The organism is Amycolatopsis sp. CA-211722, from assembly GCF_056828465.1.
Genome location: NZ_CP184752.1, coordinates 4,249,474 through 4,275,539 on the forward strand (window position 1 = coordinate 4,249,474; position 26,066 = coordinate 4,275,539).

Sequence of the window (26,066 nt, forward strand, 5' to 3'; positions counted from 1 at the left end):
GGTTGCTGTTTCAGTGGGGCTGATCCGGGAGGATGCTGATGCTCAGGGGCGGCGGAGGTATCCCGGCACGACTGGTGCGGACCACGGTGCCCTGGCTCGCCGGGGTCCCGGTGGCGTTCCGGCTGGCAATGCTGGTGCAAGCGCTGTGGGTGGCGGGCCTGGGGTCGTCGGTGCTGTGGACGTTCGTGGCGTTGCACGTGGTGCCCAACGTCGTCGCGGCCGTCTGGATCTTCCGCTGGTCCGCGGCCGGGACGAGGCTGCTTCCGTTGGTGGACAGCGTGTTCGCCGCGCTCTTCGTCCTCGGGGCCGCGGTGTTCGCGCAGGACACCGCGATCACGTCGATCACCTGGACCCACCTGATGGGCACGGTGATGATCTGGGCCTTGCTGCGCGGCGCGGCGGCGGGGGCGCTGGCCATCGGCGCCGCGGTGGTCCCGTACACCTTGCTGGATCCGGCCTCCTCACTCGGTCTCCTGCTCACGCTCGCGACCGCGCTGGTCGTGTCACTCGCGGTCGCCGGGCTGGTCGGCGCGTCGATGCGGTTCGCGGTCGGGTTCGGGGAGCAGCAGGGCCGGGCCGCGGAACGCGAACGGCACCGCCGCGACGTCCACGACACCGTCCTGCAGGTGATGGAGTCGTTCGCGATCCCCGCGCCCGCAGACGAACTGGACCCGGCGGCGAGCCTCGACCGCGTCCGCCGGACCGCGCGCGCCCAGGCGATGCGCATCCGGATCAGCCTCGAACACGAATCCACCGAACGGATCGGGCTCCACCAGCGGCTGCGGCTGCTCGCGGCCGAAATGGCCGCGGAGGGGCTGCGTGCCGAAGTCGTCGTGCAGGACGACGCCGCGCCGGCGCTCTCGGAGGAGGTGGCCATGGCGCTGCACGACTCCGCCAGGGAAGCCCTGCGCAACACGTTGAAGCACTCCGGGACCAGACGGGCCGTGGTGAGCGTCGAGGAGATCGGTGGCGGCGTTTCGTTGACGGTGCGCGATCACGGCGCCGGTTTCGACGTCGGGGATCGGCGGCGCGGCTTCGGTCTCGAGAACTCGATCATCGCGCGGATGGCGGAGATCGGCGGATTCGCCCGGATCGAATCCAGCCCGGGGCTGGGAACGAGGGTGGTGCTCCTCGCTCCCTCAGTCTTGAGTCTCCCCGTCGGGTGAGTCCCGCCACTGCTGGAACGGGCGGTCCAGCGTCCACTTGTCGCCCACCCGCTCCACGACGCGGTACTCGCAGGTCTTGGGGTTGGACAGCGACTCGAACAGCTCGATGCTCCAGCCGAAGAGCCGTCGGCACAGCAAGCGGATGGTGAGCCCGTGTGAGACGACGAGCACGGTTTCGGGGTGATCTTTGCCGCAGGCCGCCAGTTCGCTGAGGAACGCCGCGACCCGGTCGTCGACGTCCGCCCCGGACTCGCCGAACGGGAGCCGGTAGAAGAAGTGCCCGAACTCGTGGCGACGTTGTTTCTGGACCTCCTGCTCCAGCGGGTCCTGGAGGTTGCCCCAGTCCTGTTCCCGCAGCCTCGGCTCCGGCACGATCCGCTCGCAGGTGTCCCGGATGTCCAGCAGCCGCAACGTTTCCCGCGTCCGGAGATAGGGGCTGACGTAGACCGCCGTCCGTCGTCCGCCGAGGACCTCCTTGAGCTCCGGGCCCGCCAGCTTCGCCTGCTCACGACCGGCGTCGGTCAGCGGCAGGGCGTGGTCGGGGATCCGGGTGTAGGCGAGCTCGTCGACGTTGCCGAGCGACTCGGCGTGCCTCAGCAGAATGATCCGCACTCCGCCATCTTGCCGGTTGCGCGCTCGGCATACCCTCGTGACGTGCCTTCAGACCCCGAGACGAAACCGGCCCCACCCGCACGGAAGGCCGGTGTCCTGCCGCTGGTGTCGATCGGGGCGCTCCTCGCCGCGGTGGTGGCCGTCGGCCTGGTCGCGCTGACCGGTGGCGCCGGTTACGTCATCGCCGGGCTCCCGGACCCGGGCCTGGTGACCCGGTACGGCATCACCGTCGTCCGGGTGCTGGCCGAGGCGGCTTCGGTGCTGTGCGTGGGTTCGCTGCTGCTCGCCGCGTTCCTCGTCCCGCCGCAGAAGTCCGGCACGCTCGCGGCCGACGGTTACGCGGCCATCCGCGTCGCCGGCGTCGCGGCGTGGGTGTGGTTCTTCGCGGCCGCCGCGTCGATCTTCTTCTCCGCGGCCGACGGCGCGGGCCGCCCGTTCACCGAGGTGCTCTCGCCGCAGGTGCTGGTCGACCTCGTCGACGCCATCGAGCAGCCGAAGGCCTGGCTGTTCACCGCGTTGATCGCGCTGCTCGTCGCACTCGGCTGCCGTCTCGCGCTGACCTGGGGCTGGACGACGGTGGTCTTCTTCCTGTCCGTCGGCGGCCTGGTCCCGGTCGCGGTCACCGGGCACTCCGCGAGCGGCGGCTCGCACGACATGGCGACCAACAGCCTGCTGTACCACCTGGTCGCCGCCGCGTTGTGGGTCGGCGGGCTGGTCGCGCTGCTGGCGCTCGGCTGGCGCCGCGGCGAGAACCTCAAGCTCGCCGCCACGCGGTTTTCCAAGCTCGCGCTGGTCTGCTGGATCGTGATGGCGGTCTCCGGCATCGTGAACGCGCTGGTGCGGATCAGGATCGCCGACCTGTTCACCACCGACTACGGCCTGCTGGTGGTCGCGAAGGTCGTCGCGTTGCTGCTGCTCGGTGTCTTCGGTCACCAGCAACGGCAGAAGGGGGTCGCCGGCCTGGTGAACGGAGCGGGCGGCGGCCAGCTGCTGCGGCTCGCCGCGGTCGAGGTGCTGATCATGTTCGTCACGATCGGCATCGCCACCGGGCTCGCGAAGACCCCGCCGCCGCAGGAATCGCTGACCCAGCCATCGACGACGGAACTGCTGATCGGGTACGACCTCTACGGTCCGCCGACCGTCTTCCGGCTGCTCACGGATTGGCGGTTCGACCTCGTCTACGGCACCCTCGCGCTCGTTCTCGCCGGGCTGTACCTCGCCGGGGTCCGGCGGCTGCGGCGCCGTGGCGACACCTGGGCCACCGGCCGGACGGTCGCGTGGCTCGCGGGCTGTTTCGTGCTGCTGATCGCGACGTCGTCCGGGATCGGCCGGTACGCGCCCGCGATGTTCAGCGTGCACATGGGCAACCACATGTTGCTGTCCATGGTGGCGCCGGTGCTGTTCGTGCTCGGCGGGCCCGTGACCCTCGCGCTGCGCGCGTTGCCCACGGCGGGCAAGGACGCCCCGCCCGGACCGCGTGAATGGCTGCTCGCCTTCGTGCACTCGCCGCTTTCGCGGTTCCTGACGCATCCGATCGTCGCGCTGCTGCTGTTCGTCGGCTCCTTCTACGGCCTGTACTTCTCGGGCCTGTTCGACGCCGCGCTGAACTACCACTGGGCGCATCTGGCGATGAACGCGCACTTCCTGCTCGCCGGGTACGTCTTCTACTGGCCGGTGATCGGGGTCGACCCGGCGCCACGACGTCTCCCGCCGCTGGGACGGCTGGGGATGATGTTCGCCGCCATGCCGTTCCACGCGTTCTTCGGGATCGCGCTGATGAGCATGCAGACCGTGCTCGGACAGGACTTCTACCGCGGGCTGAAACTGCCGTGGGTCACCGACCTGCTGACCGACCAGCGGCTCGGCGGCGGGATCGCGTGGGCGTCCGGTGAGCTGCCGGTGCTGCTGGTGCTCGTCGCACTGCTGGTGCAGTGGGCGCGGCAGGACGAGCGGGAGGCGCGGCGCCGGGACCGCCGCGAGGAGGCCTCCGGCGACGCGGATCTGAACGCCTACAACGCGATGCTGAAGAAACTCGCCGATCAGGGCCGGGGGCCTGGGCAGGGCTCGTAGGCGTCGGCTGCCGCCTTTACCACAGCCCGCCGACAGCCGGCGCCTGTCCACCCCGAGTTGTCCACAGGAAGCCCACAACGCCCGGAGTTGTCCACAGATCTGCTTTTCGCCCCTTTCCGCCCTTGAAACCGAGGCAACCTGTGATCAAGGGAAACGCCGGGAAGGTCCCGGCACGAGGAGAAGGGCGAGTGTGATGGCGATGGGCGAAACGTGGGTGACCATGATCGGCAATCTGACCAGCGAACCGATCCACCATCCGGAACGGGTGCACGGGCACGACGTCGTGTCGTTCGGCTTGCGGAGTGTCGAACGCCGATACGACAAGGAAAGAGGGGAGTGGGGTGAGGGGCGGCAGCTCGCGGTCAAGGTCACGTGCTGGCGCAAGCTGGCGATGGCGGCGTTCTCCTGCCTGAGCAAAGGCGATCCGGTGATCGTGGCCGGGCGGCTGCGCGGCGCCGAGACCGCGGAGGAGATCCCGGCACCTCTGGGTCTACCTGAGCTTGAGGCCTTCTCCATCGGGCCCAACCTGGCGCGCTGTTCGGCCGAGATCCACCGGATCGGGCGGGACCGGCCCCGGGCGATCCCGGCGCTGCCGCCGACCGCCGGGAATCCCATGGTCACCGCGCTGGAGGAGGCGCCCGTGGGATGACGATCCGATGCTCGCTCAGTGATATCGGGCTGACTGTCGGTAGCTCGGTGGTGACCGCCGTCAAGGCCGCGATCGCCTCGCTCTACGATCGTTTGCATGGCCGAGTTCATCTACACCATGAAGAAGGTGCGCAAGACCGTCGGGGACAAGGTCATCCTCGACGACGTCAGCACCGCGTTCTACCCCGGCGCCAAGATCGGCGTGGTGGGGCCGAACGGCGCGGGTAAGTCCACCGTTCTGAAGATCATGGCGGGGATCGAGCAGGCCAGTAACGGCGAAGCCTTCCTCCAGCCTGGCGCCAGCGTCGGCATCCTCATGCAGGAGCCGGAGCTCAACGAGGAAAAGACCGTCCGCGAAAACGTCGAAGAGGGCCTTGGCGACATCAAGGTCAAGCTCAACCGCTTCAACGAGGTCGCCGAGCTCATGGCGACCGACTACAGCGACGAGCTGATGGAGGAGATGGGCAAGCTCCAGGAGGAGCTCGACCACGCCGACGCGTGGGAGATCGACTCCACGGTCGAGCAGGCCATGGACGCGCTTCGGTGCCCGCCGCCGGACGAGCCGGTCACCCACCTCTCGGGTGGTGAGCGCCGCCGGGTCGCGCTGTGCAAGCTGCTCCTGTCCGCGCCCGACCTGCTGCTCCTCGACGAGCCCACCAACCATCTGGACGCCGAAAGCGTGCTGTGGCTGGAACAGTTCCTCGCGAACTACGCCGGCGCCGTCCTGGCCGTCACCCACGACCGGTACTTCCTGGACAACGTCGCCGAGTGGATCATGGAGCTCGACCGCGGCCGCGTCGTCGGCTACGAGGGCAACTACTCGACGTACCTGGAGAAGAAGCGCGAGCGCCTGGAGGTCCAGGGCAAGAAGGACGCCAAGCTCGCCAAGCGGCTGAAGTCCGAACTCGAGTGGGTCCGGTCCAACGCCAAGGCGCGTCAGACCAAGTCGCGGTCCCGGCTCGACCGCTACGAGGAGATGGCCGCGGAGGCGGACAAGCACCGCAAGCTCGACTTCGAGGAGATCCAGATCCCGCCGGGGCCCCGGCTGGGCAGCGTGGTCGTCGAGGTCGAGAAGCTGCGCAAGGGTTTCGACGACCGCGTACTGATCGACGGGCTGTCGTTCGACCTGCCGCGCAACGGCATCGTCGGCGTGATCGGGCCGAACGGTGTCGGCAAGACGACCCTGTTCAAGACGATCGTCGGGCTCGAGGAGCCGGACGACGGCCGGGTCAAGATCGGCGAGACGGTCAAACTGTCCTATGTGGACCAGAACCGCGGCGGGATCGACCCGAAGAAGACGGTATGGGAGGTGGTTTCGGACAAGCTGGACTACATCCACGTCGGGCAGACCGAAATGCCCTCGCGTGCCTACGTCAGCGCGTTCGGTTTCAAGGGGCCGGACCAGCAGAAGCCGGCGGGCGTGCTCTCCGGTGGTGAGCGCAACCGGCTGAACCTGGCACTGACCCTCAAGCAGGGCGGGAACCTGATCCTGCTCGACGAGCCGACGAACGACCTGGACGTCGAGACCCTGGGCTCGCTGGAGAACGCTCTCGAGCAGTTCCCCGGCTGCGCCGTGGTCATCTCGCACGACCGGTGGTTCCTCGACCGGGTCGCGACGCACATCCTCGCCTGGGAAGGCACGGACGAGAACCCCTCGCAATGGTTCTGGTTCGAAGGTAACTTCGAAGGCTACGAGAAGAACAAGGTCGAACGTCTCGGTGCCGAGGCGGCTCGTCCGCACCGCGTCACCCATCGCAAGCTGACCCGCGACTGAGGGCCGGGGGTTCCCCGTGGAAGCCAGCAAGCGCCAACGGCCGGGCTCGCCCACCACCATGGTGGGTGGGCGGACGGCTGCCACCGGGGGAACCCTGTCCGCTGTCGGCAGGTTGATCGAACGCGCGGACGCCCTGCACCTGAGGGCGCCCGAGCTCGCACTGGTCCTCGGGGAGCGCGCGGCCGCGCTCGCCGAGGCCGCCGGTGCCGACGAGCAGTGGATCCGCGCGGAGAGCCTGGTGGTGAGCGCCCGGGTGCGGCTCGGTGGCCGTCCCCGGACGGTCGGCCGGGCCGTGGCCGCCCTGCGCGCCGCGGAACACGCGGGCTACGGCGACATCGCCGCCCGGCTGAGGATCGACCTGGCGGTCTGCGCGCGCAGTGTGGGCATCCCGCTGACAGGCCTGGCCGCGCTGCGTCCGTTGCTGGCGGATCCGGCGGTGTCGCCGTCGCACCGGGCCGAGGCGTTGTGCCATCTCGTGGGCTGCTTGGCGCAGTTCGGCCGCAAGGCGGAACTGGACAGGGTGCTCGCCGAGGCGGACAAGCTCGTCCTCGGCGACGGCTCGATGACGGCGGATTCCCACTTGCTGATCCGCGCGCTGTTGCGGGTCGGGGTGTCGGCGCACCGCCGCCGGCACGGTGACCTGACGTCGGCCGCCGACGCCGCGCGGACCGGGCTGGGAATGCTCGAAAAGCTCGGAAACCCCGCCGACGACGGTGGTCTCGTCCGGATCAGGCTGATCCTGCAACTCGTCTGCACGTTGCTGGACCGGGGTGACACGGCGATGGCGCTGGAGGTCGCGCAGCCGGTCCTCGATGCGCCCGTCCGTGCCGCCGGGATAGCGCCCGCCGCGTGGCTGCGGCTGGCGGTGGCCACCCGTGTCCTCCTGCCCGCGGGATCGGGCGAGGCCGCGGGAATGCTCGTCCGTGAGGCGGTCGCCGGAGCCGAGGATCACAACCTGCACGCCGTCACGGCACGGCTGTGGCTGGAACTCGCGCAGATCGAGGAACGGCTCGGTCGCGCCGAGGAGGCCATCGGCTGCCTGCACCGTTCGCGGGCCGCCGAACATCTGCACGCTCGCGCGCGCAGGCAGGCGTGCAACGTCCTGGTCGGCGAATTCGGTGCGGCGGAGAACGCCGCCGTCGACCTCGACGACGTGTTGCGTGCGGTCGCCGCGCGGCCGGCCGCCGCCGCGTCGCCCGTTCCCGCGCCGGAACCGGCCGAGGTGACCGCGGTGATTCCGCCGATCCCGCGGATCGACGTCGTGCCTCCGAAGCGGGCCGCGGCCGAGCCGCCGGTTCGCCGTGAGCCGCCGCAGCCCGCGCGGCAGAGCAGGCACGCGGAATCCGCGCCCACGCGGCACGCGCCGGCCGAGCCTCCGCGCGTCGCCACGCCGCCGAGCCCAGTGGAGCCTCCCGCGACACCGGTCGTGGAAAAGCGCGAAGCGCCGGTGCTGAAGCCGCCGTCCCGCCCCGAGCCCGCCCGGGAAGCGGCGGCGTCCGACAGCGACTGGCGTCGCCGGGTGCCCAAGAAGACCAAGCCGGTGGCCAGGTTCGAGGCCAAGGCCGAACCCGTCGCACCGAAATTGATGCCGCCGCCGGAGCCGGAGCCCAAGCCGCGACAGGAGCCCGAGCCGCGTCCGGAGCCCGAGCCGCGTCCCGAACCGGTGTCGCGCCCGGAACCGCAGTCGGAGCCCGTGCGACGTCGCCGTCAAGAGGAGCCTGTGGCGCGCGAGACCGTCGCGCCCGAGCCGGCGATCGCCCGGCCCGAAACGCCGGCTCCGGTCACGCGGCGCAGGGCTGAGGAGCCGGTGCCCGTCGCGGCGTCGGAAACCGTCCTGCCGGAACTGCTTCTCGCTCCCGAACCCGCCGCCGAACCACGGCCACGAGTGGCGGCGTCGGAGTCGGAGTCCCAGCCGCCACGCCCGCCGGGCACCGCCGCGCCGTTGTGGGAGAGCGACGAGTGGGCGGCCGAAGAGCGGGCGCGCCGGTCTTCGGCGCCGGTCTCGCGCAAGACCAGGCACGACGCCGAACACGGTTCCGTGGCGGCGAAATCGGTGCTGGACCGGCTCGGGATCTCGAGCACGGGCGGGCAGGGCGGTGGCCGCCGTCGCGCGGACGGCGCCGCGGATCCCGTGCGGCCCGACCCTGCCGTCGACGAACGCGCCGACGCCGGCCGCGCCTACCGGGAGCAGCCGCCGGTCGAGTACAGCGAACCCGCCGTCCCGCTCGCGCCGCCGCCTCGGGAAGACCCGGCGCCGTCGCAGGGAATCGGGACGGGTGAAAGCCCTCGCCCGGCCGCCAAGGAAGAGGTCGCGGATCCGTGGCTGCCGCGGTTGCGGATGCCGCCGGCACTGGACCCGCTGACCGACACCGGCTCCTGGCGTCCGATCACGCCGTTCCCGGAGAGCTACGCCCGTGCGATCGCCGAGGACGAGCCCCCGCCGGACGCCGGTCTCGCCGACCTGCTCGCCCGCGCGCTCGCGGAGCACCAGGCGGGCACGGCCAGTGCCGCCGCGCTCGTGAAGCAGCTCGGCTCCCAGGACTCGGGAAAACGTCCCGTCAACGGCCACGACCGGCACCGCGCCAACGGCAGCGACTGACCCGCGCGGTAGCAAAGGTCCCTTGCTCCCACCTCGGTGGAGCCCGCGCTCGGCTTGAACGATTCAGCTGGCCGGGTGAGATCGCCCGAAGTGGCTCCGCGCGGGAATGGGTGCTGGTCACCCCGCTGCGGCGGGGCGCGGCGCGGCCCGGACAGACCGCCGATGTGACCCGCGAGTAGCTGAACCGATCACGGCGATTCCGGTATCTGAGCAGGGAAATCTTCGACGGCCGGGAAGGACCCGGCCTTGTGGAGCCGACTGTCCGGAGCTGTAGGTTGGGGTCTGGTCCGGTACAGAGTCGTGCCGGTCGCGGTGTCAATCTCGCTACAGTGGAGAGTTGCCTCAAATGAGCTCGACGGGAGTCTCGTCCCCGCCCGGAAAAGATGTCGGCACCGAGGATGGCGCTCGGCGCCGGTCGGCGAACCCGGAGCAGATCCGGGACGACCTGATCGACGCCGCCGCGGCGTACGCCCCGGAGATCGGCGACCTGATCCGCCTGTACTACCGGCACATCCCGGCCGAAGAGATTCTCGGTGACGACCCGGTCGACCTCGTCGGCGCCGTCCGCTCGCATCTGCAGCTCGCGAAGGACCGGATGCCCGGCCGTCCCGCGGTGCGGTTGCTGAACCCGACGGGGCCCGAAGACGGCTGGACGCGTGAGGCCACCGTCGTGCAGGTCGTCACGGACGACATGCCGTATCTGGTGGATTCCGTCGCGGCCGAGTTCGCGCGGGACGGAGTGCAGGTGCAGCGCATCGTGCACCCGATCGTCGTGGTCAGCCGGGATCTGACCGGTGAGCTGCTGGAGGTCCACCCGGACGCCGACCCGGCCGAGCCGCCGGCGAATTCGGCGGCCGAGTCGTGGATGTACATCGAGATCGACCTGGTGACGGATCCGAACCGGGCCCGCGAGCTGGACAACCGGCTGTCGTCGGTGCTGGGTGACGTCCGCGAGGTCGTCGAGGACACCGACAAGATGGCGGAGACCGCGCGCCGTCTCGCCGACGAACTGGACGGGAACCCGCCGCGGCTGCCCGGACACGAGGTCGCGGAGGGCGCCCGGCTGCTGCGCTGGCTCGCCGACGGTCACTTCACCTTCCTCGGGTACCGCCGATACGAGCTGGTCGACAACCCGCACCCGGACAACGAGGAGCCCGCCCTGCGCGCGGTGCTCGCCACCGGGCTGGGCGTGCTGCGCCAGGACAGCCTGGCCGCGCGCAGCCTCACCGCCGGTCCGGACACGGCGGCGTCCGCGCTCGCGCCGACACTGCTGGTGCTGACCCAGGCGAGCGCGCCCTCCACCGTGCACCGCCCGGTGTATCCGTACTACGTCGGCGTGAAAACGTTCGACGGCAACGGGAACGTCACCGGGGAGCACCGGTTCCTCGGCATGTTCACCACCACCGCGCTGCACGAGAACGTGCTCGACATCCCGGTGGTCTGCAACCGGGTCCGCGAGGTCATCCACCGCGCGGGCTTCCCGATGGAGTCGTTCTCCGGCCAGCGGATGCTCGAAGTGCTGCAGAACTGGCCGCGCGCGGACCTGTTCTCGGCCGACACCGACTCGCTGTACTCGACGACGACGGGCGCGATCACGCTTTCGGATCGCAGACGGCTGCGCCTGTTCCTGCGCCGTGACCCGTACGGCCGTTTCTACTCGTGCCTCGTGTACCTCCCGCGTGACCGCTACACGACCCGTTCGCGGCTCGCGATGCAGGAGGTCCTGCTCGAAGAACTCGAAGGCACGCAACTGGAGTACAGCGCGCGGATCGGCGAGACCGTGCTCGCGCAGGTGCACTTCATCGTGCACACCGATCCGTCGCAGCGGTCCGAACCGGACACCCTGCGCATTCAGGAACGGCTCAACGAAGCCGTGCGCAGCTGGGACGACCGGATGGTCGAGGCGATCCTCGCCGAACGCCGCGAGCGCGCCGGGGACGGCGGCGTCGCGATCGGCCTGATGGGTGAAGAGTCCGCCGGTGAGCAGGGGCAGCGGTTCGCCGCGGTGTTCCCCGAGGGCTACAAGGAGGACTTCACCGCGCTCGAAGCGCTCGCGGACCTCCGGGCCCTGGAGTCGCTGACCGACGAGGGCGACCTGTCGATGTCGTTCTACCTGCCCGCCGACGCGGAGGCGGGGGAGCGGCGCTTCAAGCTGTACCTGCGCGGTGAGGGCGTCACCCTCTCGCAGGTGCTCCCGGTCCTGCAGCGGATGGGCGTCGAGGTCGTCGACGAACGGCCGTACGAACTGCGCCGCGAGGACGGCGGCCGGTCGTGGATCTACGATTTCGGCCTGCTGATCGACCCGGCCGTCCTCGACCACGCCGACCACGACCTCCGCACCCGCTTCCAGGACGCCTTCCACGCGGCCTGGCGCGGCGACTGCGAGGTCGACGGCTTCAACGGCCTCGTCCTGCGCGCCGGGCTCACCTGGCGCCAGGCGGCCATCCTGCGGGCCTATTCGCGGTACCTGCGCCAGACGAAGATCCCGTTCTCGCAGGAGTACATCGAGAACACCGTCCTCGCGCACACCGACATCGCCACCGCGCTGGTGCGGCTGTTCGAGACGCGCTTCGACCTCGCGCTCGGCGACGAGGCCCGCGCGGCGCAGGCCGAGCAGCTCACCACCGAGATCGACAGGCTGGTCGACGAGGTGACGAGCCTCGACGAGGACCGGATCCTGCGACGGCTGATGTCGGTCATCCTCGCCACGCTGCGCACGAACTACCACGTCACCGACGAGGACGGGAACTCCCGCCAGTACCTCGCGCTCAAGCTCGACCCGAGCGCGGTGCCCGAGCTGCCCGAGCCGCGCCCGAAGTACGAGATCTTCGTGTACTCGCCCCGGATCGAGGGCGTGCACCTGCGCTTCGGCGACGTCGCGCGCGGTGGTCTGCGGTGGTCCGACCGCCGGGAGGACTTCCGCACCGAGATCCTCGGCCTGGTCAAGGCGCAGGCGGTCAAGAACGCGGTCATCGTGCCTGTCGGCGCGAAGGGCGGCTTCGTCGTGAAGCGCCCGCCGACGGCGACCGGTGACCCGGGCCTGGACCGTGACGCCCAGCTGAACGAGGGCATCGCCTGCTACCGGATGTTCATCTCCGGCCTGCTGGACGTGACCGACAACCGCGTCGAGGGCAAGACCGTCCCGGCGCCGCGGGTGGTCCGCCATGACGGCGACGACAGCTACCTCGTGGTCGCGGCGGACAAGGGCACCGCGAAGTTCTCCGACATCGCGAACGAGGTCTCGGCGAACTATGGCTTCTGGCTCGGCGACGCCTTCGCGTCCGGTGGCTCGGTCGGCTACGACCACAAGGCCATGGGCATCACCGCGAAGGGTGCTTGGGAGAGCGTCAAGCGCAACTTCCGCGAGCTGGGCAAGGACACCCAGACCGAGGACTTCACCGTCGTCGGCATCGGCGACATGATGGGTGACGTCTTCGGCAACGGCATGCTGCTCTCGGAGCACATCCGGCTCGTGGCCGCGTTCAACCACATGCACATCTTCCTCGACCCGAACCCCGATTCGGCGACCTCGTTCGCCGAACGGCGCAGGCTGTTCGACCTGCCGCGCTCGTCGTGGGAGGACTACGACCGCTCGCTGATCAGCGAGGGCGGTGGGATCTACTCGCGGTCGGCGAAGACGATCCCGGTCAGCCCGCAGGTCCGGGAGGCGCTCGGCCTCGGCGAGGACGTCACGAAGCTGGCGCCCAACGATCTGATGCAGGCGATCCTGCTGGCGCCGGTCGAGCTGCTGTGGAACGGCGGTATCGGCACCTATGTCAAGGCCGAGAACGAGTCCCACGCGGACGCGGGCGACAAGGCCAACGACGCCCTGCGCGTCAACGGCAACCAGCTCCGCGTCAAGGTCGTCGGCGAAGGCGGGAACCTGGGCCTGACCCAGCTCGGCCGGATCGAGTTCGCCCGCGCGGGCGGCAAGATCAACACCGACGCGCTCGACAACTCGGCGGGTGTCGACTGCTCGGACCACGAGGTCAACATCAAGATCCTGCTGGACCACCTGGTCTCGACCGGATCACTGGACGCCGAGCAGCGCAACGAACTGCTGGAGCAGATGACCGACGAGGTCGGCGAGCTGGTGCTGGCCGACAACTACCGGCAGAACGCCGTGCTCGGGGTCAGCCGGGCGCACGCCGGCCCGATGGTCTCGGTGCACCAGCGGCTCGTCGCGGCCCTGGTCGCGAAGGGCGCCTTCGACCGCAAGCTCGAAGCGCTGCCGAGTTCGGCGGAGTTCCGCGCGCTGGAGAAGGCGGGCGAAGGCCTCACCTCGCCGGAGCTGGCGACGCTGCTCGCACACGTCAAGCTCGACCTGAAGGACGAGCTCCTGGCGAGCGAGCTGCCGGACTCCGAGGTGTTCTCGCGTCGTCTGCCCGAGTATTTCCCGAAGCCGCTTCGGGAGCGCTTCGGCGACGCGATCTTCCAGCACCCGCTGAAGCGCGAGATCATCACGACGATGGTGGCCAACGAGGTCGTCGACGGCGCCGGGATCTCCTACGTCTTCCGCCTGATGGAGGAGATGAACGCGACCGCGACCGACGCCGTCCGCGCGTACGCCGTGGTCACCCACGTGTACGACCTGCCCTCGCTGTGGGCCCAGATCGACGCGCTGGACAACGTCGTGCCGACCGAGGTCGCGGACGAGATGATGCTGGAGACCCGCAGGCTGCTCGACCGGGCCGCGCGCTGGTTCCTCACCAACCGGCCGCAGCCGCTGGCCCCGCTGGCCGAGATCAACCGGTTCGGCCGGGTCGTCGGCGAGCTGGCACCGCGGGCACACGAGCTGCTTCGCGGGGTCGAGTGCGCTTCGGTGGACGCGAACACCGAGCGGCTGATCGGGAAGGGCGTGCCGGCGGAACTGGCGGAGCGTGTGGCGCTCCTGCTGCACACCTTCGGCCTGCTCGACGTCACCGACGTCGCGGAGCTGGCCGAGCAGCAGGTGGGGATCGACGCGGTGCACACCCCTGCGGACACCGCCGGCCTGTACTACGCGCTGTCCGATCACCTCGGTATCGACAAGATGCTGACGTCGATCAGCGGTCTCGAACGCGGCAACCGCTGGCACGCGCTCGCGCGGCTGGCACTGCGGGACGACGTCTACGGTTCCCTGCGGGCGATCACGCTGGACGCGTTGCGGCACAGCGATTCGGACACCGACCCGGACGAGAAGATCGTCCACTGGGAGAAGACGAACGCTTCACGGTTGCAGCGGGCCCGCGTCGCGCTGGACGAGATCAGCCAGTCCGGCAAGCTCGACCTGGCGACGCTGTCGGTGGCGGCGAGGCAGATCCGGAGCACGGTGAGGTAGTGAGCTACATTTCCCTGATCCGGCCGCGCTGGTCGGATATGGACGTCTACGGGCACGTCAACCACGCGAACATGGTGACGCTGCTCGAAGAGGCACGGATCCCGCTGTTGTTCGGGGACGCTGTCCGTGCCGGGCTCACCGAACTGCCGAAGGGCATCGTGGTGGTGAAGCTGGCCGTCCATTACCGTTCGCCGATCGTGGTGTCCGATCAGGACATCCGGGTGGAGATCTCGTTGAAGGACTTGAAGCACGCCAGCTTCACCCTCGGCTACCGGGTGCATTCCGGGCCGGCCGAGGCCGACAAGGTCGCGGTCACCGCGGAGACGGTGCTCGCGCCGTTCGACACCGCGTCCGAGCGGCCCCGCCGGCTGACCGAGGACGAACGTGCCTTCCTGGAGAAGGGGTTCGCGGATGCCTGAGCTCGTCATCCCGGACGCGGGTGACCGCGAAACGCTCGGCGCGTTCGTGGCCAGGGCCGTCCGGCTCGACCAGAACACGCTGGTGCGGTTGCGCCAGCGTGGGGACGGCGTCGTCGAGGCGTGGTGCGCGACGCCGTTCGAGGTTCTCGCGACCAGGGCCGTGGCCGGTGACATCACGCCGTCGGACATCACCGTGTCCGGGAACGAGCTGCTCGCCGCGCTGACCGTCGCGGGCGGCGAGCGCATGGATCCGGGCCCGGCCCGCGACCTGATGTGGCACTCCGAGCTGCCCGCCCCCGGCCGTTGGCAGCTGGTGGACGAGCTGCCGGCGACGGTGATCTCGGAGCTGGCCGACCGCGGGGTCACCCTGGCCCGCGACAACGTCGGCCCGCACGGCACGCCGCCGGCGTCGCTGATGGATCAGGCGGTGCTCACCGTTTCGGGCAACGAGCTGGAGATCAAGGTCCAGATGCGGTGCCTGTTCGCACTGTCGGGGATGGGTTTCGTGGACTCGTCGATCGACGGCGACGTCGTCCGCGTCACCGCGACGGATTCGTGGATGCGCATCGACGCGCGGTACGGCGCTGTCCTCAAGCGTCGGCACGCGCTCCTGCCGCTGCTGTTCTGACGGGTTTCTTACCGCCGGGCACCGCGGGTGGCTTAAGGCCGCCCGCGGTGTCAGGCTGTCTCCATGAGCGACAAGGACGGGGAAGACCCGACGGCGGATTTCCTCGCCGAGGTCCGGCCGGAAGAGACCCCGTGGCGGACCGAGCGCCCGCCGGGCGAGGAGGCGCCGGAACGCGCCGAACGCCCGGAGAAGTGGGGCCGCGCCAAGAGCGCCGGACGGGCCGCTGCGAAGGCGGCACCGTACGTCCAGGCCGCCGCGCTGGCGACCTGGATCGTCTCGGGCACCCTCGACGACGACTCCGGCGACTCTGGCGACTCCGGGTTCGGCGACATGGGCTCCTCCGGCGACGCCTGACTTCCGCGTTTCGTCCTCTAGTTGCGGTAGTTGGCGTTACGAACTACCGCAACTAGAGGACGAAACGCGAGGGGGGGTCAGAGCTTCGAGCGCATGGTCTTCATCCGCTCGATCTCGGCGGACTGGCCGGTGATGACCTCCTGCGCCATCTCCTGCGCCTTGATCTCCACGCCCTTGCCGAGCTGGGCTTCGGCCATGGTCAGCGCACCCTGGTGGTGCGCGATCATCAGGTCGAGGAACAGTTTCTCGAACGCCACCCCGTTTGCCGCGCGCAGATCCGCCAGCTGGGCCTCGGTCGCCATTCCCGGCATGAGCGCGTGATCGTGCCCGCCGCCGTGGCCGGCGTGCCCGTCGCCCGGCACCGGCTTGCCGCGGTCGGCCAGCCACGTCTTCATCATCGTGACCTCGCCGTCCTGCGCGACCGAGATCCGCCCGGCGATCGCCCGGATCTGCTCGTTCGCCGTCTTGCCCGGCACCAGGTCGGTCATCACCTTCGCCTGCTGGTGGTGGGGGATCATCATCGTCATGTACTCGACGTCGGCTTCGTTGGGCTGATCGCGGTTCACCGGGGAAGGGGAGCCGGTGCCCGCTTGCTCTCCGGGCTTCCCGGGCACGATCACCGGAGCGCTTTGGGCCGGTTGCGCCGGGGTTTCGTCGCCGGTGCAGCCCGAGACTACGAAAGCAGCGGCGACCAGGGCCGATGTCAAACTTTTTCTCATCCCGGGAGTTCCTCCGTTGGTCGGTATCTGTTGAGCCTAAATAAGGAATAAGGTGCGCGTAAAGCTGGGTGGAAGGAGAGCCATATCGTGCTGCAGCCTGGGCTGAAACGCCGCTTGACCAGGGTCTTCGTGTCGGCGGCCGCAGTCGCCGCCCTCGGGGCCTCCAGCGCGCTCGCCGCGCCGGCCGTCACCGCCGAACCGTCGGCGGCCGCGATTCCGGGCGTGGACGAGATCGTCCACAGCCCCAACCTCCGGTCGATCGCGAACGTCCCGCAGCAGGGACCGTTCACCAAGGACTCGACCGGCACCGACATCGCGTTCACCAAGGGCCACGCGATCGTCGGCACCTACGACGGGTTCAACGTCTACGACGTCCGCAACCCGTACCGCCCGAAGATCGTCAGCCAGGTCCTGTGCCCCGGCGGGCAGAACGACGTGTCGATCTCCGGCGACCTGCTCTTCCTGTCGACCGACGCGTCGCGCAGCGACAACTCGTGCAACAGCGTCTCGAAGCCCGCCTCGGACAAGACGTCGTGGGAGGGCATCAAGGTCTTCGACATCTCGAACCTCGCGGCGCCGAAGTACGTCGCGGCGATCGAGACGGACTGCGGTTCGCACACCAACACCCTGGTGCCGGACAAGCGCGGCAAGGACGTCTACATCTACGTCTCGTCGTACGCGCCGGCGGCCAACCTGCCCGACTGCCAGCCGCCGCACGACAAGCTGTCGATCATCAAGGTCCCGGTGAAGGACCCGGCGAAGGCCGCGCTGGTCGCGACGCCGGTGCTGTTCCCGGACGGCGGCAACGAAGGCGGCACCAACCCCGATGGCACCCGCCGGTCGCCGACCACCGGCTGCCACGACCTGACGGCGCTGCCGGAGAAGGACCTGATGGCCGGTGCCTGCATGGGTGACGGCGTCCTGCTCGACATCTCCGACCGGCTCAAGCCGAGGGTTCTCAACCGCGTGCAGGACAACGTGAACTTCGCGTTCTGGCACAGCGCCACCTTCAACAACGACGCCACCAAGATCGTCTTCACCGACGAGCTCGGCGGCGGCGGGATGGCCACCTGCCTGGAGAAGTTCGGCTCCACCCGCGGCGCCAACGGCATCTACCAGATCACCGGCCGCGGCGACGACCGCAAGCTGGAGTTCGTCAGCTACTACAAGATCCCGCGTCTGCAGTCCGAGACCGAGAACTGTGTGGCGCACAACGGCTCGCTGATCCCGGTGCCGGGCAAGGACATCATGGTCCAGTCCTGGTACCAGGGCGGCGTCTCGGTGTGGGACTTCACCGACGCGAAGAACCCGAAGGAGATCGCGTTCTGGGAGCGTGGCCCGCTCTCGAACGAGAAGCTCGTCGGCGGTGGGACGTGGTCGGCGTACTGGTACAACGGCCACATCTACTCGTCCGACATCGTGAAGGGCCTGGACGTCCTGGACCTCAACGACTGGCGGACCTTCCCGGCGAAGCTGGTCCGGCAGAACCAGTTCAACGCCCAGACGCAGTACAAGCTCCACCCGGGCTTCAACAACAACTGACCCGGTAACGCGCCATGAACGGTCCGTTCCTTGCAGAATTTGCAAGGAACGGACCGTTCATCGCACGCGGGGGAGGGGCTCAGACCAGCCAGGCGGCCGCGTCCGGCGGCAGCTTCCCGTCCACCAGCGGAACGCTCGACAGCAGCACCTCGCCGGGAGGCAACGCGATCGGGCTCGCCGACGTGTTCAGCGCGCACACCAGCCCGCCACCGCGCCGCCGGAACGCGAAACACCCCGCGGGCGCGCCGTACCATTCGAGGTCTTCGCCGCGGAACGCCTGGTGCGACTTGCGGATCTCGATCGCCCGCCGGTACAGGGACAACGTCGACGCCGGATCTTCCAGCTGCGCCTCCACGGTCAGCGAAGCCCAGGAAGCGGGCATCGGCAGCCACGTGCGCGGATTGCGCGAGAACCCGAACGGCGGCAGGTCGCCTTCCCACGGCAGCGGCACCCGTGACGCGTCCCGGCCGAACTCGGCACCGGAGGTCTTGGCCCGCGGGTCCGCGACCGCGTCGGGCGGGATGTCGACGTTGCCGAGCCCGAGTTCTTCGCCGTTGTACAGATAGACCGCCCCGGGAAGCGCGAGTTCGACGAGCGCCATCGCCCGCGCGCGCCGGATGCCGCGTGCACCGTCGCCGTACCGGCTGACCTGGCGCCAGACGTCGTGGTTGCTCAGCGTCCAGGTGGCGGGCGCCCCGGCGGATTTCGGCACCGCCAGCGACCGCTCGATGGCCGTCCGCAGCGCGTCCGCGTCGAAATGCGTGAGCACGAGCCGGAAGTTGAACGCCAGATGCAGTTCGTCCGGCCGCAGGTAGCGCGCGAGCCGGTCCTCGTCGGTCACCCAGATCTCGCCGACGGCCATGGTGCCCGGATATTCGTCGAGCACCTTGCGGATCATCTGGTGGATCTCGTGGACGCGGTCGTTGTCGAAGCGCGGATCGTAGAACTCGCTCGGCCCGAGCGGGTTCACCCGCGGGTCCATGTCCGGCAGGCCCGGCGGTTTCGCCATGCCGTGCGCGACGTCGACGCGGAAACCGTCCACGCCGTGGTCCAGCCAGAACCGCAGGGTCCGCTCCAGATCGGCCGCTACCTCGTGGTTGGTCCAGTTCAGATCCGGCTGCTGGGGTGAGAACAGGTGCAGGTACCACTGGCCGTCCGGCACCCGTGTCCACGCCGGGCCACCGAACGCGCTGACCCAGTTGTTCGGCGGCTGGTCGCCGCGCGGGCCGAGCCCGTCACGGAAGATGTAGCGATCCCGCTCCGGGCTGCCCGGCGGCGCCGCCATCGCCGATTTGAACCAGGCGTGGGTGTTGCTGGTGTGGTTGGGAACGACGTCGACGGTGACCTTGATGCCGCGTTTGTGCGCCTCGGTCAGCAGCACGTCGAAGTCGCCGAGGGTGCCGAACATCGGGTCGACGTCGCGCGGGTCGGCGATGTCGTAGCCGTGATCGGCCATGGGGGAGCGGTAGAACGGCGTCAGCCACAGCGCGTCGACCCCGAGCAGCTCCAGGTACCCGAGCTTGCCGCGGATGCCTTCGAGGTCACCGACGCCGTCCCCGTCCGAATCGGCGAACGAGCGTACGTAGACCTGGTAGAAGACCGCCTGGGCCCACCAGGCCACGTCGCGTTCCATCACACGAAGCTGTTCATCATGCTGTTGGCAGCCATTTCCAGGTACGCCCACAGTTGCCCGCGGTAGGGCTCCTCGATGTTCTCCTCGTCGACCGCGATCTTGATGCAGCGCAGCCAGGCGTCGCGTTCGATCGGGCCGATCTTGAACGGCGCGTGCCGCATCCGCAGCCGCGGGTGGCCGCGCTGGTCCGAGTAGGTGTGCGGGCCACCCCAGTACTGCATGAGGAAAAGCCGGAAACGCTCCTCGGCCGGGCCGAGGTCCTCCTCGGGGTACAGCGGGCGGAGCACCTCGTCGACCGCCACTTCGGCGTAGAACCGCGCGACGATCCGGGTGAAGACCGGTTCACCGCCGATCGCTTCGTACAGGGTGGTGGGGTCAGGTTCGGTCACGGACACAGCTCCATTCTGCCCTTGCCCTACTGGGCCGCGGGGCCGGACGACATAAAGCGCCCCAGAGGCGGCTCGAAGCCGGCTTCGTCGAGCGCGGCGAGCAGATGCGCCCGCAGCGCGCGCTGCACGGCCCACTGCTTGCCCGGCCGCACCTTCACCGTCAGGCGGAGCTTGATGCTCTCGGGGGTGACGGTCTCGACGCCGAGCATCTCCGGCGGCTCCAGCACGTTCGGTGCGAGCCCTTCGCTCTCCAGGAGCGTCTTCGCTTTCTCGGCCATCAGTTCGGTGGCCTTCTCGACGTCGGCCGAGTAGCTGAGCGGGACGTCGACGACGGCCACCGCGAAGCCCTGGCTCGAGTTGCCGACCCGCAGCACCTCACCGTTGCGGACGTACCAGACGGTGCCGTTGATGTCACGCAAGGTGGTGATCCGGAGGCCCACGGCCTCGACGGTGCCGGACGCTTCGCCGACGTCGACGACGTCACCGACGCCGTACTGGTCCTCGATCATCATGAACATGCCGGACAGGAAGTCCTTGACCAGGTTCTGCGCGCCGAAACCGAGCGCGACACCGACGATGCCCGCCGAAGCGATGATCGGCGCGAGGTCGATCCCCAGTTCGCCCAGCACCAGGATGAACGCGAGGCCGTAGATCAGGAACGTCGCCATCGACTTGAGGACCGAGCCGATGGTGGCGGCGCGCTGACGGCGTCGTTCCATCACCGCCGACCCGAGCACCTCGGGAGCCCTCTCCCGCAGCGGTCTCAACAGGGCGGGCAGCTTCGAGGAGCCGCCGCCGGGCATCCGCGTCACGCGGTTGATCAGGCGTCGCACCAGGTACCGCAGCAGGAACGCCACGGCGACGATCATCAGGATCCGGAGCGGTTTCGTCAGCAGCCAGCCCGCGGACGCGGAGAGCCACTCGTTGTTTGTGACCTGGAACACCTGATGGCACAGGCTGCCGACTTCGCGCGTGCAGGCCGGGGGTTCGGTGGGCAGCAGGTTCACGGAGAGGAAATGTCCTTTCGTACTCGGCGGGGATCGGTCACGCCGCACGCCCCGGCGGATGCGAAACACCCAACTTCATGTGGCCGCCGGGTCGCGCGCATGTGACACGTCCAGTAACACACGTGCACTTTGGGGCTGATCTGTGGTCGACTATGCCTGCACCGGTGGAGGTGGTCGAGTGCCAGACCGACAACCCATCCCCCTCGGCGTCCCGAGCCAAGCCGTGGCCGGACAGGCGCCGGAGGTCGTGTTGCGCGCCCATCCGGGAGGTGCCCCCTCGCACGGGGCTCCACCGGGCGGGCCGGGAACGCGGCCAGGGGGTGTTGCCCGCCCGCCCGGACAGCGTAGAGGGCGGGATCCGTCGACTACGGCGGTACCCACTACGACAGCAGCGTCGTCCTGGGGCCGCAGGCGGGTATTGCTGTTGAACGCCACGTTCGAGCCGCTCACGGCGCTGCCGTTGCGGCGCGCGGTGGTCCTCGTGATGTGCGGCAAGGCCGAGGTGGTGCACGGAGACCCGGCGGGGCTCGAACTGCACGCCGCCACGGTCTCGCTGCCCGTGCCTTCGGTGATCCGGCTGAGCACCTACGTGCGCGTGCCCTACCGCGCGCAGGTGCCGCTGACCCGGGCCGGGCTGATGCACCGCGACCGGTACCGCTGCGCCTACTGCGGAGGGCGGGCCGAGACGATCGACCACGTCGTCCCGCGAAGTCGTGGCGGACCCCACAGCTGGACGAACTGCGTGGCCTGTTGCGCCAAGTGCAACCACCGGAAGGCGGACAAGCTGCTTTCCGAGATCGGCTGGCGCCTGCGCGTCGTGCCGAGGGCCCCGCACGGGCCGCACTGGCGCTTGCTCGCGCATTCGAAGGAGGCCGACCCGTTGTGGCGGCCCTACCTGGGCACCGCGGCCTGACCTGACCGCGAACACGTCGGCGCCCCGGCTGCCTTTCGGCGGCCGGGGCGGGCCGATGACGCCGTGGTGAAGCTCGCTACGAGTACGCCGTCCCCTACGAACCGGTCGTGCTCGGGCTCAGGCGGCGAGGGAGAAGTCGCTCTGGCAGGTGACGCGGGTGCCACGGGTGACCCGGGTGCCGCGAGTGACACGCGTGCCGCAGGTGACGCGGGTTCCGGCCGTCACGCGGGTGCCACGGGTGACGCGCGTTCCGCGGGTGACGCGGGTGCCGGCGGTGACGCGGGTGCCACGCGTGACGCGCGTTCCGCGGGTGACCCGGGTGCCGGCGGTGACCCGCGTACCGCGAGTGACACGAGTACCGCGCGTAACCCGTGTGCCCGCCGTCACACGCGTACCGGGGACGAATCCAATTTCGAAGAGTGACGAAATGTCGTCGATGATCGCCTGGCCGGGTGTCTGGGTGCTCTGCATGACATGTCCTCCTGCGACCGGTGCGTTACCTGCTGGGGTGGGGGAGCTGGGCGCAAGGCCCGTACAGGTGAAAAAGCTACGAGGATTTCAAGGCCTCGACAAGACGACAGCGCCGGGTGCGGCCGCCCGTACGTTGAGTTGCAACCTTTCGGCCTTGCGGGCTTCGCCCCAACGTGGGAGCGCTTTCGTGGCAAGCGGCGGACGGCCCCCTCCGGACGACGAGCGGTAGGTGCCCTGCGAGCGGGTGCGGCCGTACGTCATCGGATACGCTCACGCGCGTGAACCTTGTCGAGACGATCCTGGTCTTCGCGGTGATCCCCTTGGTCATCTACGCGCTGTGCGGGGTGGCCACGCTGCGGTCGAAGGGCGCGGGCGTCGCCCGGTACCGGCCGGGGCAGCCGTGGGAGTACCCGGCCATGTGGTGGAGCGCCAACCCCGACGGTGTCGGCGCCAGGCATTCGCACGCGGGCGGCGCGACCGCCGTCGGTGCGGCGGACGGAGCTTCGGTGACGGGAGGCGCTCGTGGCAACTGGTGAACTGACCCATTCGTCCACCGCTGTTGACGAAGAGCCCGGTTACGGCGCCGCCGTTACCTCCAGCGGCCGGATTTCCGCCGCCAAGATGTACGAACCGGCTGGTCCGATCAGCCCATTCACCACCCAGCAGCTTGCCCGGCTGGACGAGGCGCTGACGCTGGCCAGCCGCGAGACCGGCCTGGACTTCAGCGTGTACCTCGGCGACCTCGGCGAGGACACCCGCGTCACCGCCGAAGGCCTGCTGGCCTCGACGGACAACGCGGCCGACGGTGTCGTCATCGCCGTGTCGCCCGGCCAGCGGGCGATCGAGGTCGTGACGGGCTCGCAGGCCCGGCACCGCCTGCCCGACCGCGGCGCGAAGCTCGCCGTGGCCAGCATGGTCGCTTCCTTCAAGGAAGGCGACCTCATCGGCGGGCTCGTGAACGCCCTCCGCATGCTGAGCGACCAGGCGGGCGCTCCGCAGCACTGACGCTCTTCACAGGTCCCTGAATGCTATGAACGGGCCGTTCCTTGCAAAATTTGCAAGGAACGGCCCGTTCATAGCGTTACGGGACTAGACCCCGGCCTGCGAGTCGAACTCACGGGCGGCCAGCGCCCGCACGATCCCGGCCCGGCCTTCCGACACGAGACGGCGCAGCGCCGCCGGGTGCTCCCCTGCCAGCCACGCGTCCGACGCCTCCACCGTCGACGGCTCGACGGCCCACGACGGGTACAGCCCGACCACGGTCGGCTGCGCCCGCTCGCTGGAGCGCCGCTGCCACACCTCGTCGATGACCTCGAAGTAGCGCGTCACGTAGCCGCCGAGCAGGTGCTTCTGGCCCGGGTGGGAGAAGCCGGTGATGAGCGAGTCGCTGACCGCGTTGGGCAGCTCGTCGTCGTACACCGCCCGCTGCCACGCGTCGGCCTTCGCGTCCTCGGTCGGCCGCAGTGCCCGCGAACGCTCCGCCTGACGCCGTCCGGCCGCGGTGTCGTCCTTGCCGAGTTCCGCGTCGATCTCCGGGTTCTCCGCCTTGCCGTGCGCGACGAGCGCGTGCAGCAGGCGCCAGCGCAGGTCGGTGTCGACGGTCAGGCCCTCCAGAGGCGCGCTGCCGTCCAGCCAGCCCGCGATGATCGCCAGCGTCTTGTCGTCGAGCACGCAACCGGCGAGTGAGTTCACGAACGCGAGCTGGTGGTCCGAACCGGCCTCGGCGCCCTGCGCCAGCTCCAGCAGCCGCGCGGAGAACTCCGGCCAGCCCTTGTCCGCCGCCCACTCCGGTTTCGCGTACGAGTTCAGCGCCGTCTGCGCCTGCAGCAGCAGCCGCTGCACCACGCCGACCTCGGTCTCGGTGTGCACGCCGCGCTGCACCAGCGTGACGAAGTCGCGGGCCTTGAGCTCGGCTTCACGCGTCATCTCCCACGCCGCCGACCAGCACAGCGTGCGGGGCAGCGGTTCGGTGATGTCGGCGATGCGGTCGATCAGCGTGGTCAGCGACGCCGGGTCGAGCCGCATCGTGCAGTAGGTCAGGTCGTCGTCGTTGACCAGCACGAGCTTGCCCGCCGGGAGACCGACCAGCGCCGGCACCTCGGTGCGCTCACCGTCGACGTCGAGCTCGACGCGGTGCTTGCGGACGATCTTGCCGTTCTCGTCCTCGTCGTAGACGCCGACCGCGACGCGGTGCGTGCGCAGCTCACCGGCACCCGGCTTGGCGCCGGTCTGGGTGACGGCGAACGCGGTGTACGTGCCGTCGGCGCCGATCTCGTAGCGCGGGCTCAGCGAGTTGAGACCGGTGGTCTCCAGCCACTGCGCGCTCCACCACGACAGGTCGCGGCCCGAGGCCTCCTCCAGCGCGCCCAGCAGGTCCGCCAGGGTCGCGTTGCCCCACGCGTGCTTGCCGAAGTAGACCTTGAGGCCTTCGAGGAAGTGCTCCAGCCCGACATAGGCGACGAGCTGCTTGAGCACGCTCGCGCCCTTGGCGTAGGTGATGCCGTCGAAGTTCACCTCGACCGCGTGCAGGTCGACGATGTCCGCGGCGATCGGGTGCGTCGAGGGCAGCTGGTCCTGCCGATACGCCCACGACTTCTCGATGTTCGCGAAACTGGTCCACGCGTTCTTGTACTCGGTGGCCTCGGCCTGGGCCAGCACGCTCGCGAAGGTCGCGAACGACTCGTTCAGCCACAGGTCGTCCCACCAGCGCATGGTGACCAGGTCGCCGAACCACATGTGCGCCATCTCGTGCAGCAGCGTCTCGGCGCGGCGCTCGTAGGCGTAGCGGGTGACGCGGCTGCGGAAGACGTAGTCCTCCAGGAAGGTGACCGCGCCGGCGTTCTCCATCGCGCCCGCGTTGAACTCCGGCACGAACAGCTGGTCGTACTTGGAGAACGGGTACGGGGTGGCGAACTTCTCGTGGTAGAAGGCGAAACCCTGTTTGGTCTCGGTGAACAGCTTGTCCGCGTCCATGTGCTCGGCGAGCGAGGCGCGGCAGTAGATGCCCAGCGGGATCGTGCGGTGTTCGTCGGAGAATTCGTCGCGCCACTCGCTGTACGGGCCCGCGATCAGCGCGACCAGGTAGGTCGAGATCCGCTCGGACACCTTGAACACGGTGCGGACGGCCCCTTCCGGGGTCTCCTCGGCCGACTCGACCAGCGCGTTCGAAATGACCTTCCAGTCCTTCGGCGCGATCACGGTGAGCCGGTAGACCGACTTGAGGTCGGGCTGGTCGAAGCAGGCGAACATACGCTTCGCGTCCGCGGTCTCGAACTGCGTGTAGAGGTAGACGCCGTCGTCGACCGGGTCGACGAACCGGTGCAGGCCCTCGCCGGTGTTCATGTACCGGCAGACCGCGTCCACGACGAGCTCGTTCGACTCGGCGAGGCCGGGCAGCTCGACGCCCTTGTCCTCGACGTACCCGCTGACGTCGAGGTCCGTCCCGTTGAGGACGGCCGACTCGATCCCCTCGGCGACGATGTCGACCCACGACGCTTCGCCGCTTCTGGCGCTCGCGAACTTGATCGTCGTCTTCGACGTGAAGGTCTTCTCACCGGGACCGCCACGGCCGTCGGTCAGATCCAGCTCGATGTCGTAGGACTCGACGTCGAGCAGTTCCGCGCGCAGCTTGGCTTGGTCTCGGGTCAGGTTGGGGGCGGGCACTGGCACCTCTGGTCATCGGTATCGGTTTTGGTTTCCAACTACAGGCATCCAATCATGTCGGAGCCCGTGCTGACGACGGGAACAACGCCGACGGCGGCGATGTTGGCCGCTGTGTAGCACTGTGTGTGTACCGGACCAC

The 26,066-nt window shown here is 69.5% G+C and carries 20 protein-coding genes; 13 read left to right on the forward strand and 7 right to left on the reverse strand.

Annotation, left to right across the window (positions count from 1 at the left end; genetic code table 11):
- Nucleotides 1-32: 32 nt before the first annotated feature.
- The gene (locus tag ACOCEP_RS20590) at nucleotides 33-1,166 is read left to right on the forward strand and encodes a sensor histidine kinase (RefSeq protein WP_482339361.1); all 1,134 of its coding nucleotides are present in this window, start codon (nucleotides 33-35) and stop codon (nucleotides 1,164-1,166) included.
- On the opposite strand, the gene ACOCEP_RS20595 is transcribed toward ACOCEP_RS20590, so the two are convergent.
- Complete coding sequence (locus tag ACOCEP_RS20595) at nucleotides 1,140-1,778, reverse strand: histidine phosphatase family protein (protein ID WP_482339363.1); 639 nt, start codon at nucleotides 1,776-1,778, stop codon at nucleotides 1,140-1,142. The two genes, ACOCEP_RS20590 and ACOCEP_RS20595, sit on opposite strands and share 27 nt — an antisense overlap.
- 42 nt (nucleotides 1,779-1,820) lie before the next feature.
- On the opposite strand from ACOCEP_RS20595, the gene ACOCEP_RS20600 reads away from it, so the two are divergent.
- The 8 genes from ACOCEP_RS20600 (at nucleotide 1,821) to ACOCEP_RS20635 (ending at nucleotide 15,590) form a co-directional block, all read left to right on the forward strand.
- The gene (locus tag ACOCEP_RS20600) at nucleotides 1,821-3,848 is read left to right on the forward strand and encodes a bifunctional copper resistance protein CopD/cytochrome c oxidase assembly protein (protein WP_482339365.1); all 2,028 of its coding nucleotides are present in this window, start codon (nucleotides 1,821-1,823) and stop codon (nucleotides 3,846-3,848) included.
- A 199-nt stretch (nucleotides 3,849-4,047) separates the two neighbouring features.
- Nucleotides 4,048-4,497, forward strand: a complete 450-nt coding sequence (locus ACOCEP_RS20605; protein WP_482339367.1) for a single-stranded DNA-binding protein — start codon at nucleotides 4,048-4,050, stop codon at nucleotides 4,495-4,497.
- Nucleotides 4,498-4,593: 96 nt separating this feature from the next.
- Nucleotides 4,594-6,270 carry an energy-dependent translational throttle protein EttA gene (gene ettA, locus ACOCEP_RS20610; protein ID WP_125676410.1) on the forward strand — a complete coding sequence of 559 codons (1,677 nt, stop codon included), beginning with the start codon at nucleotides 4,594-4,596 and terminating at the stop codon, nucleotides 6,268-6,270.
- Nucleotides 6,271-6,286: 16 nt separating this feature from the next.
- The gene (locus ACOCEP_RS20615; protein WP_482339369.1) at nucleotides 6,287-8,869 is read left to right on the forward strand and encodes a hypothetical protein; all 2,583 of its coding nucleotides are present in this window, start codon (nucleotides 6,287-6,289) and stop codon (nucleotides 8,867-8,869) included.
- A 346-nt stretch (nucleotides 8,870-9,215) separates the two neighbouring features.
- The gene (locus tag ACOCEP_RS20620; protein ID WP_482339370.1) at nucleotides 9,216-14,189 is read left to right on the forward strand and encodes an NAD-glutamate dehydrogenase; all 4,974 of its coding nucleotides are present in this window, start codon (nucleotides 9,216-9,218) and stop codon (nucleotides 14,187-14,189) included.
- Nucleotides 14,189-14,608, forward strand: a complete 420-nt coding sequence (locus ACOCEP_RS20625; protein WP_038517375.1) for an acyl-CoA thioesterase — start codon at nucleotides 14,189-14,191, stop codon at nucleotides 14,606-14,608. The genes ACOCEP_RS20620 and ACOCEP_RS20625 overlap by 1 nt, the downstream gene beginning before the upstream one ends.
- Complete coding sequence (locus ACOCEP_RS20630) at nucleotides 14,601-15,236, forward strand: DUF8010 domain-containing protein (RefSeq protein WP_037347649.1); 636 nt, start codon at nucleotides 14,601-14,603, stop codon at nucleotides 15,234-15,236. Before ACOCEP_RS20625 ends, ACOCEP_RS20630 begins: the two co-directional genes overlap by 8 nt.
- Before the next feature lie 63 nt (nucleotides 15,237-15,299).
- Nucleotides 15,300-15,590, forward strand: coding sequence for a hypothetical protein (locus ACOCEP_RS20635; RefSeq protein WP_482339372.1), 291 nt, complete (start codon nucleotides 15,300-15,302; stop codon nucleotides 15,588-15,590).
- Between the two features lie 77 nt (nucleotides 15,591-15,667).
- On the opposite strand, the gene ACOCEP_RS20640 is transcribed toward ACOCEP_RS20635, so the two are convergent.
- Entirely contained in the window at nucleotides 15,668-16,309 is a 642-nt protein-coding gene (locus tag ACOCEP_RS20640; RefSeq protein WP_482339374.1) for a DUF305 domain-containing protein, read from the reverse strand.
- A gap of 87 nt (nucleotides 16,310-16,396) precedes the next feature.
- Between ACOCEP_RS20640 and ACOCEP_RS20645 the strand changes: the two genes are divergently transcribed.
- Nucleotides 16,397-17,851 carry an LVIVD repeat-containing protein gene (locus ACOCEP_RS20645; protein WP_482339376.1) on the forward strand — a complete coding sequence of 485 codons (1,455 nt, stop codon included), beginning with the start codon at nucleotides 16,397-16,399 and terminating at the stop codon, nucleotides 17,849-17,851.
- A gap of 79 nt (nucleotides 17,852-17,930) precedes the next feature.
- On the opposite strand, the gene ACOCEP_RS20650 is transcribed toward ACOCEP_RS20645, so the two are convergent.
- The 3 genes from ACOCEP_RS20650 to ACOCEP_RS20660 are packed head-to-tail and all read right to left on the reverse strand — an operon-like array spanning nucleotide 17,931 to nucleotide 20,880.
- Entirely contained in the window at nucleotides 17,931-19,484 is a 1,554-nt protein-coding gene (locus ACOCEP_RS20650) for a glycoside hydrolase family 13 protein (RefSeq protein WP_482339378.1), read from the reverse strand.
- Nucleotides 19,484-19,879, reverse strand: coding sequence for a globin (locus ACOCEP_RS20655; RefSeq protein WP_038517366.1), 396 nt, complete (start codon nucleotides 19,877-19,879; stop codon nucleotides 19,484-19,486). The genes ACOCEP_RS20650 and ACOCEP_RS20655 overlap by 1 nt, the downstream gene beginning before the upstream one ends.
- 20 nt (nucleotides 19,880-19,899) lie before the next feature.
- On the reverse strand, nucleotides 19,900-20,880 hold the full coding sequence (locus tag ACOCEP_RS20660) for a mechanosensitive ion channel family protein (RefSeq protein WP_482339380.1): 981 nt from the start codon (nucleotides 20,878-20,880) through the stop codon (nucleotides 19,900-19,902).
- A 418-nt stretch (nucleotides 20,881-21,298) separates the two neighbouring features.
- On the opposite strand from ACOCEP_RS20660, the gene ACOCEP_RS20665 reads away from it, so the two are divergent.
- On the forward strand, nucleotides 21,299-21,793 hold the full coding sequence (locus ACOCEP_RS20665) for an HNH endonuclease (RefSeq protein ID WP_007034711.1): 495 nt from the start codon (nucleotides 21,299-21,301) through the stop codon (nucleotides 21,791-21,793).
- A 117-nt stretch (nucleotides 21,794-21,910) separates the two neighbouring features.
- On the opposite strand, the gene ACOCEP_RS20670 is transcribed toward ACOCEP_RS20665, so the two are convergent.
- Complete coding sequence (locus ACOCEP_RS20670; RefSeq protein WP_016332309.1) at nucleotides 21,911-22,264, reverse strand: hypothetical protein; 354 nt, start codon at nucleotides 22,262-22,264, stop codon at nucleotides 21,911-21,913.
- A gap of 278 nt (nucleotides 22,265-22,542) precedes the next feature.
- Between ACOCEP_RS20670 and ctaJ the strand changes: the two genes are divergently transcribed.
- Nucleotides 22,543-22,800, forward strand: coding sequence for an aa3-type cytochrome oxidase subunit CtaJ (gene ctaJ, locus ACOCEP_RS20675; RefSeq protein ID WP_034313897.1), 258 nt, complete (start codon nucleotides 22,543-22,545; stop codon nucleotides 22,798-22,800).
- Complete coding sequence (locus tag ACOCEP_RS20680) at nucleotides 22,787-23,269, forward strand: DUF5130 family protein (protein WP_482339382.1); 483 nt, start codon at nucleotides 22,787-22,789, stop codon at nucleotides 23,267-23,269. The genes ctaJ and ACOCEP_RS20680 overlap by 14 nt, the downstream gene beginning before the upstream one ends.
- 84 nt (nucleotides 23,270-23,353) lie before the next feature.
- Here ACOCEP_RS20680 and pepN read toward each other — a convergent pair whose 3' ends face one another.
- A complete protein-coding gene (gene pepN, locus ACOCEP_RS20685; protein WP_482339384.1) occupies nucleotides 23,354-25,927 on the reverse strand; it encodes an aminopeptidase N in 2,574 nt (857 codons plus the stop codon).
- Between the last annotated feature and the right edge of the window lie 139 nt (nucleotides 25,928-26,066).

What these genes read in the sequence shown, in the direction of transcription:
- ACOCEP_RS20670 (WP_016332309.1), bottom strand. Translation starts at nt 22,264, where the DNA reads ATGCAGAGCACCCAGACACCCGGCCAGGCGATCATCGACGACATTTCG.
- ACOCEP_RS20605 (WP_482339367.1), top strand. Translation starts at nt 4,048, where the DNA reads ATGGGCGAAACGTGGGTGACCATGATCGGCAATCTGACCAGCGAACCG.
- ACOCEP_RS20635 (WP_482339372.1), top strand. Translation starts at nt 15,300, where the DNA reads ATGAGCGACAAGGACGGGGAAGACCCGACGGCGGATTTCCTCGCCGAG.
- ACOCEP_RS20640 (WP_482339374.1), bottom strand. Translation starts at nt 16,309, where the DNA reads ATGAGAAAAAGTTTGACATCGGCCCTGGTCGCCGCTGCTTTCGTAGTC.
- ACOCEP_RS20620 (WP_482339370.1), top strand. Translation starts at nt 9,216, where the DNA reads ATGAGCTCGACGGGAGTCTCGTCCCCGCCCGGAAAAGATGTCGGCACC.
- ACOCEP_RS20590 (WP_482339361.1), top strand. Translation starts at nt 33, where the DNA reads ATGCTGATGCTCAGGGGCGGCGGAGGTATCCCGGCACGACTGGTGCGG.
- ACOCEP_RS20650 (WP_482339378.1), bottom strand. Translation starts at nt 19,484, where the DNA reads ATGGAACGCGACGTGGCCTGGTGGGCCCAGGCGGTCTTCTACCAGGTC.
- ettA (WP_125676410.1), top strand. Translation starts at nt 4,594, where the DNA reads ATGGCCGAGTTCATCTACACCATGAAGAAGGTGCGCAAGACCGTCGGG.
- ACOCEP_RS20630 (WP_037347649.1), top strand. Translation starts at nt 14,601, where the DNA reads ATGCCTGAGCTCGTCATCCCGGACGCGGGTGACCGCGAAACGCTCGGC.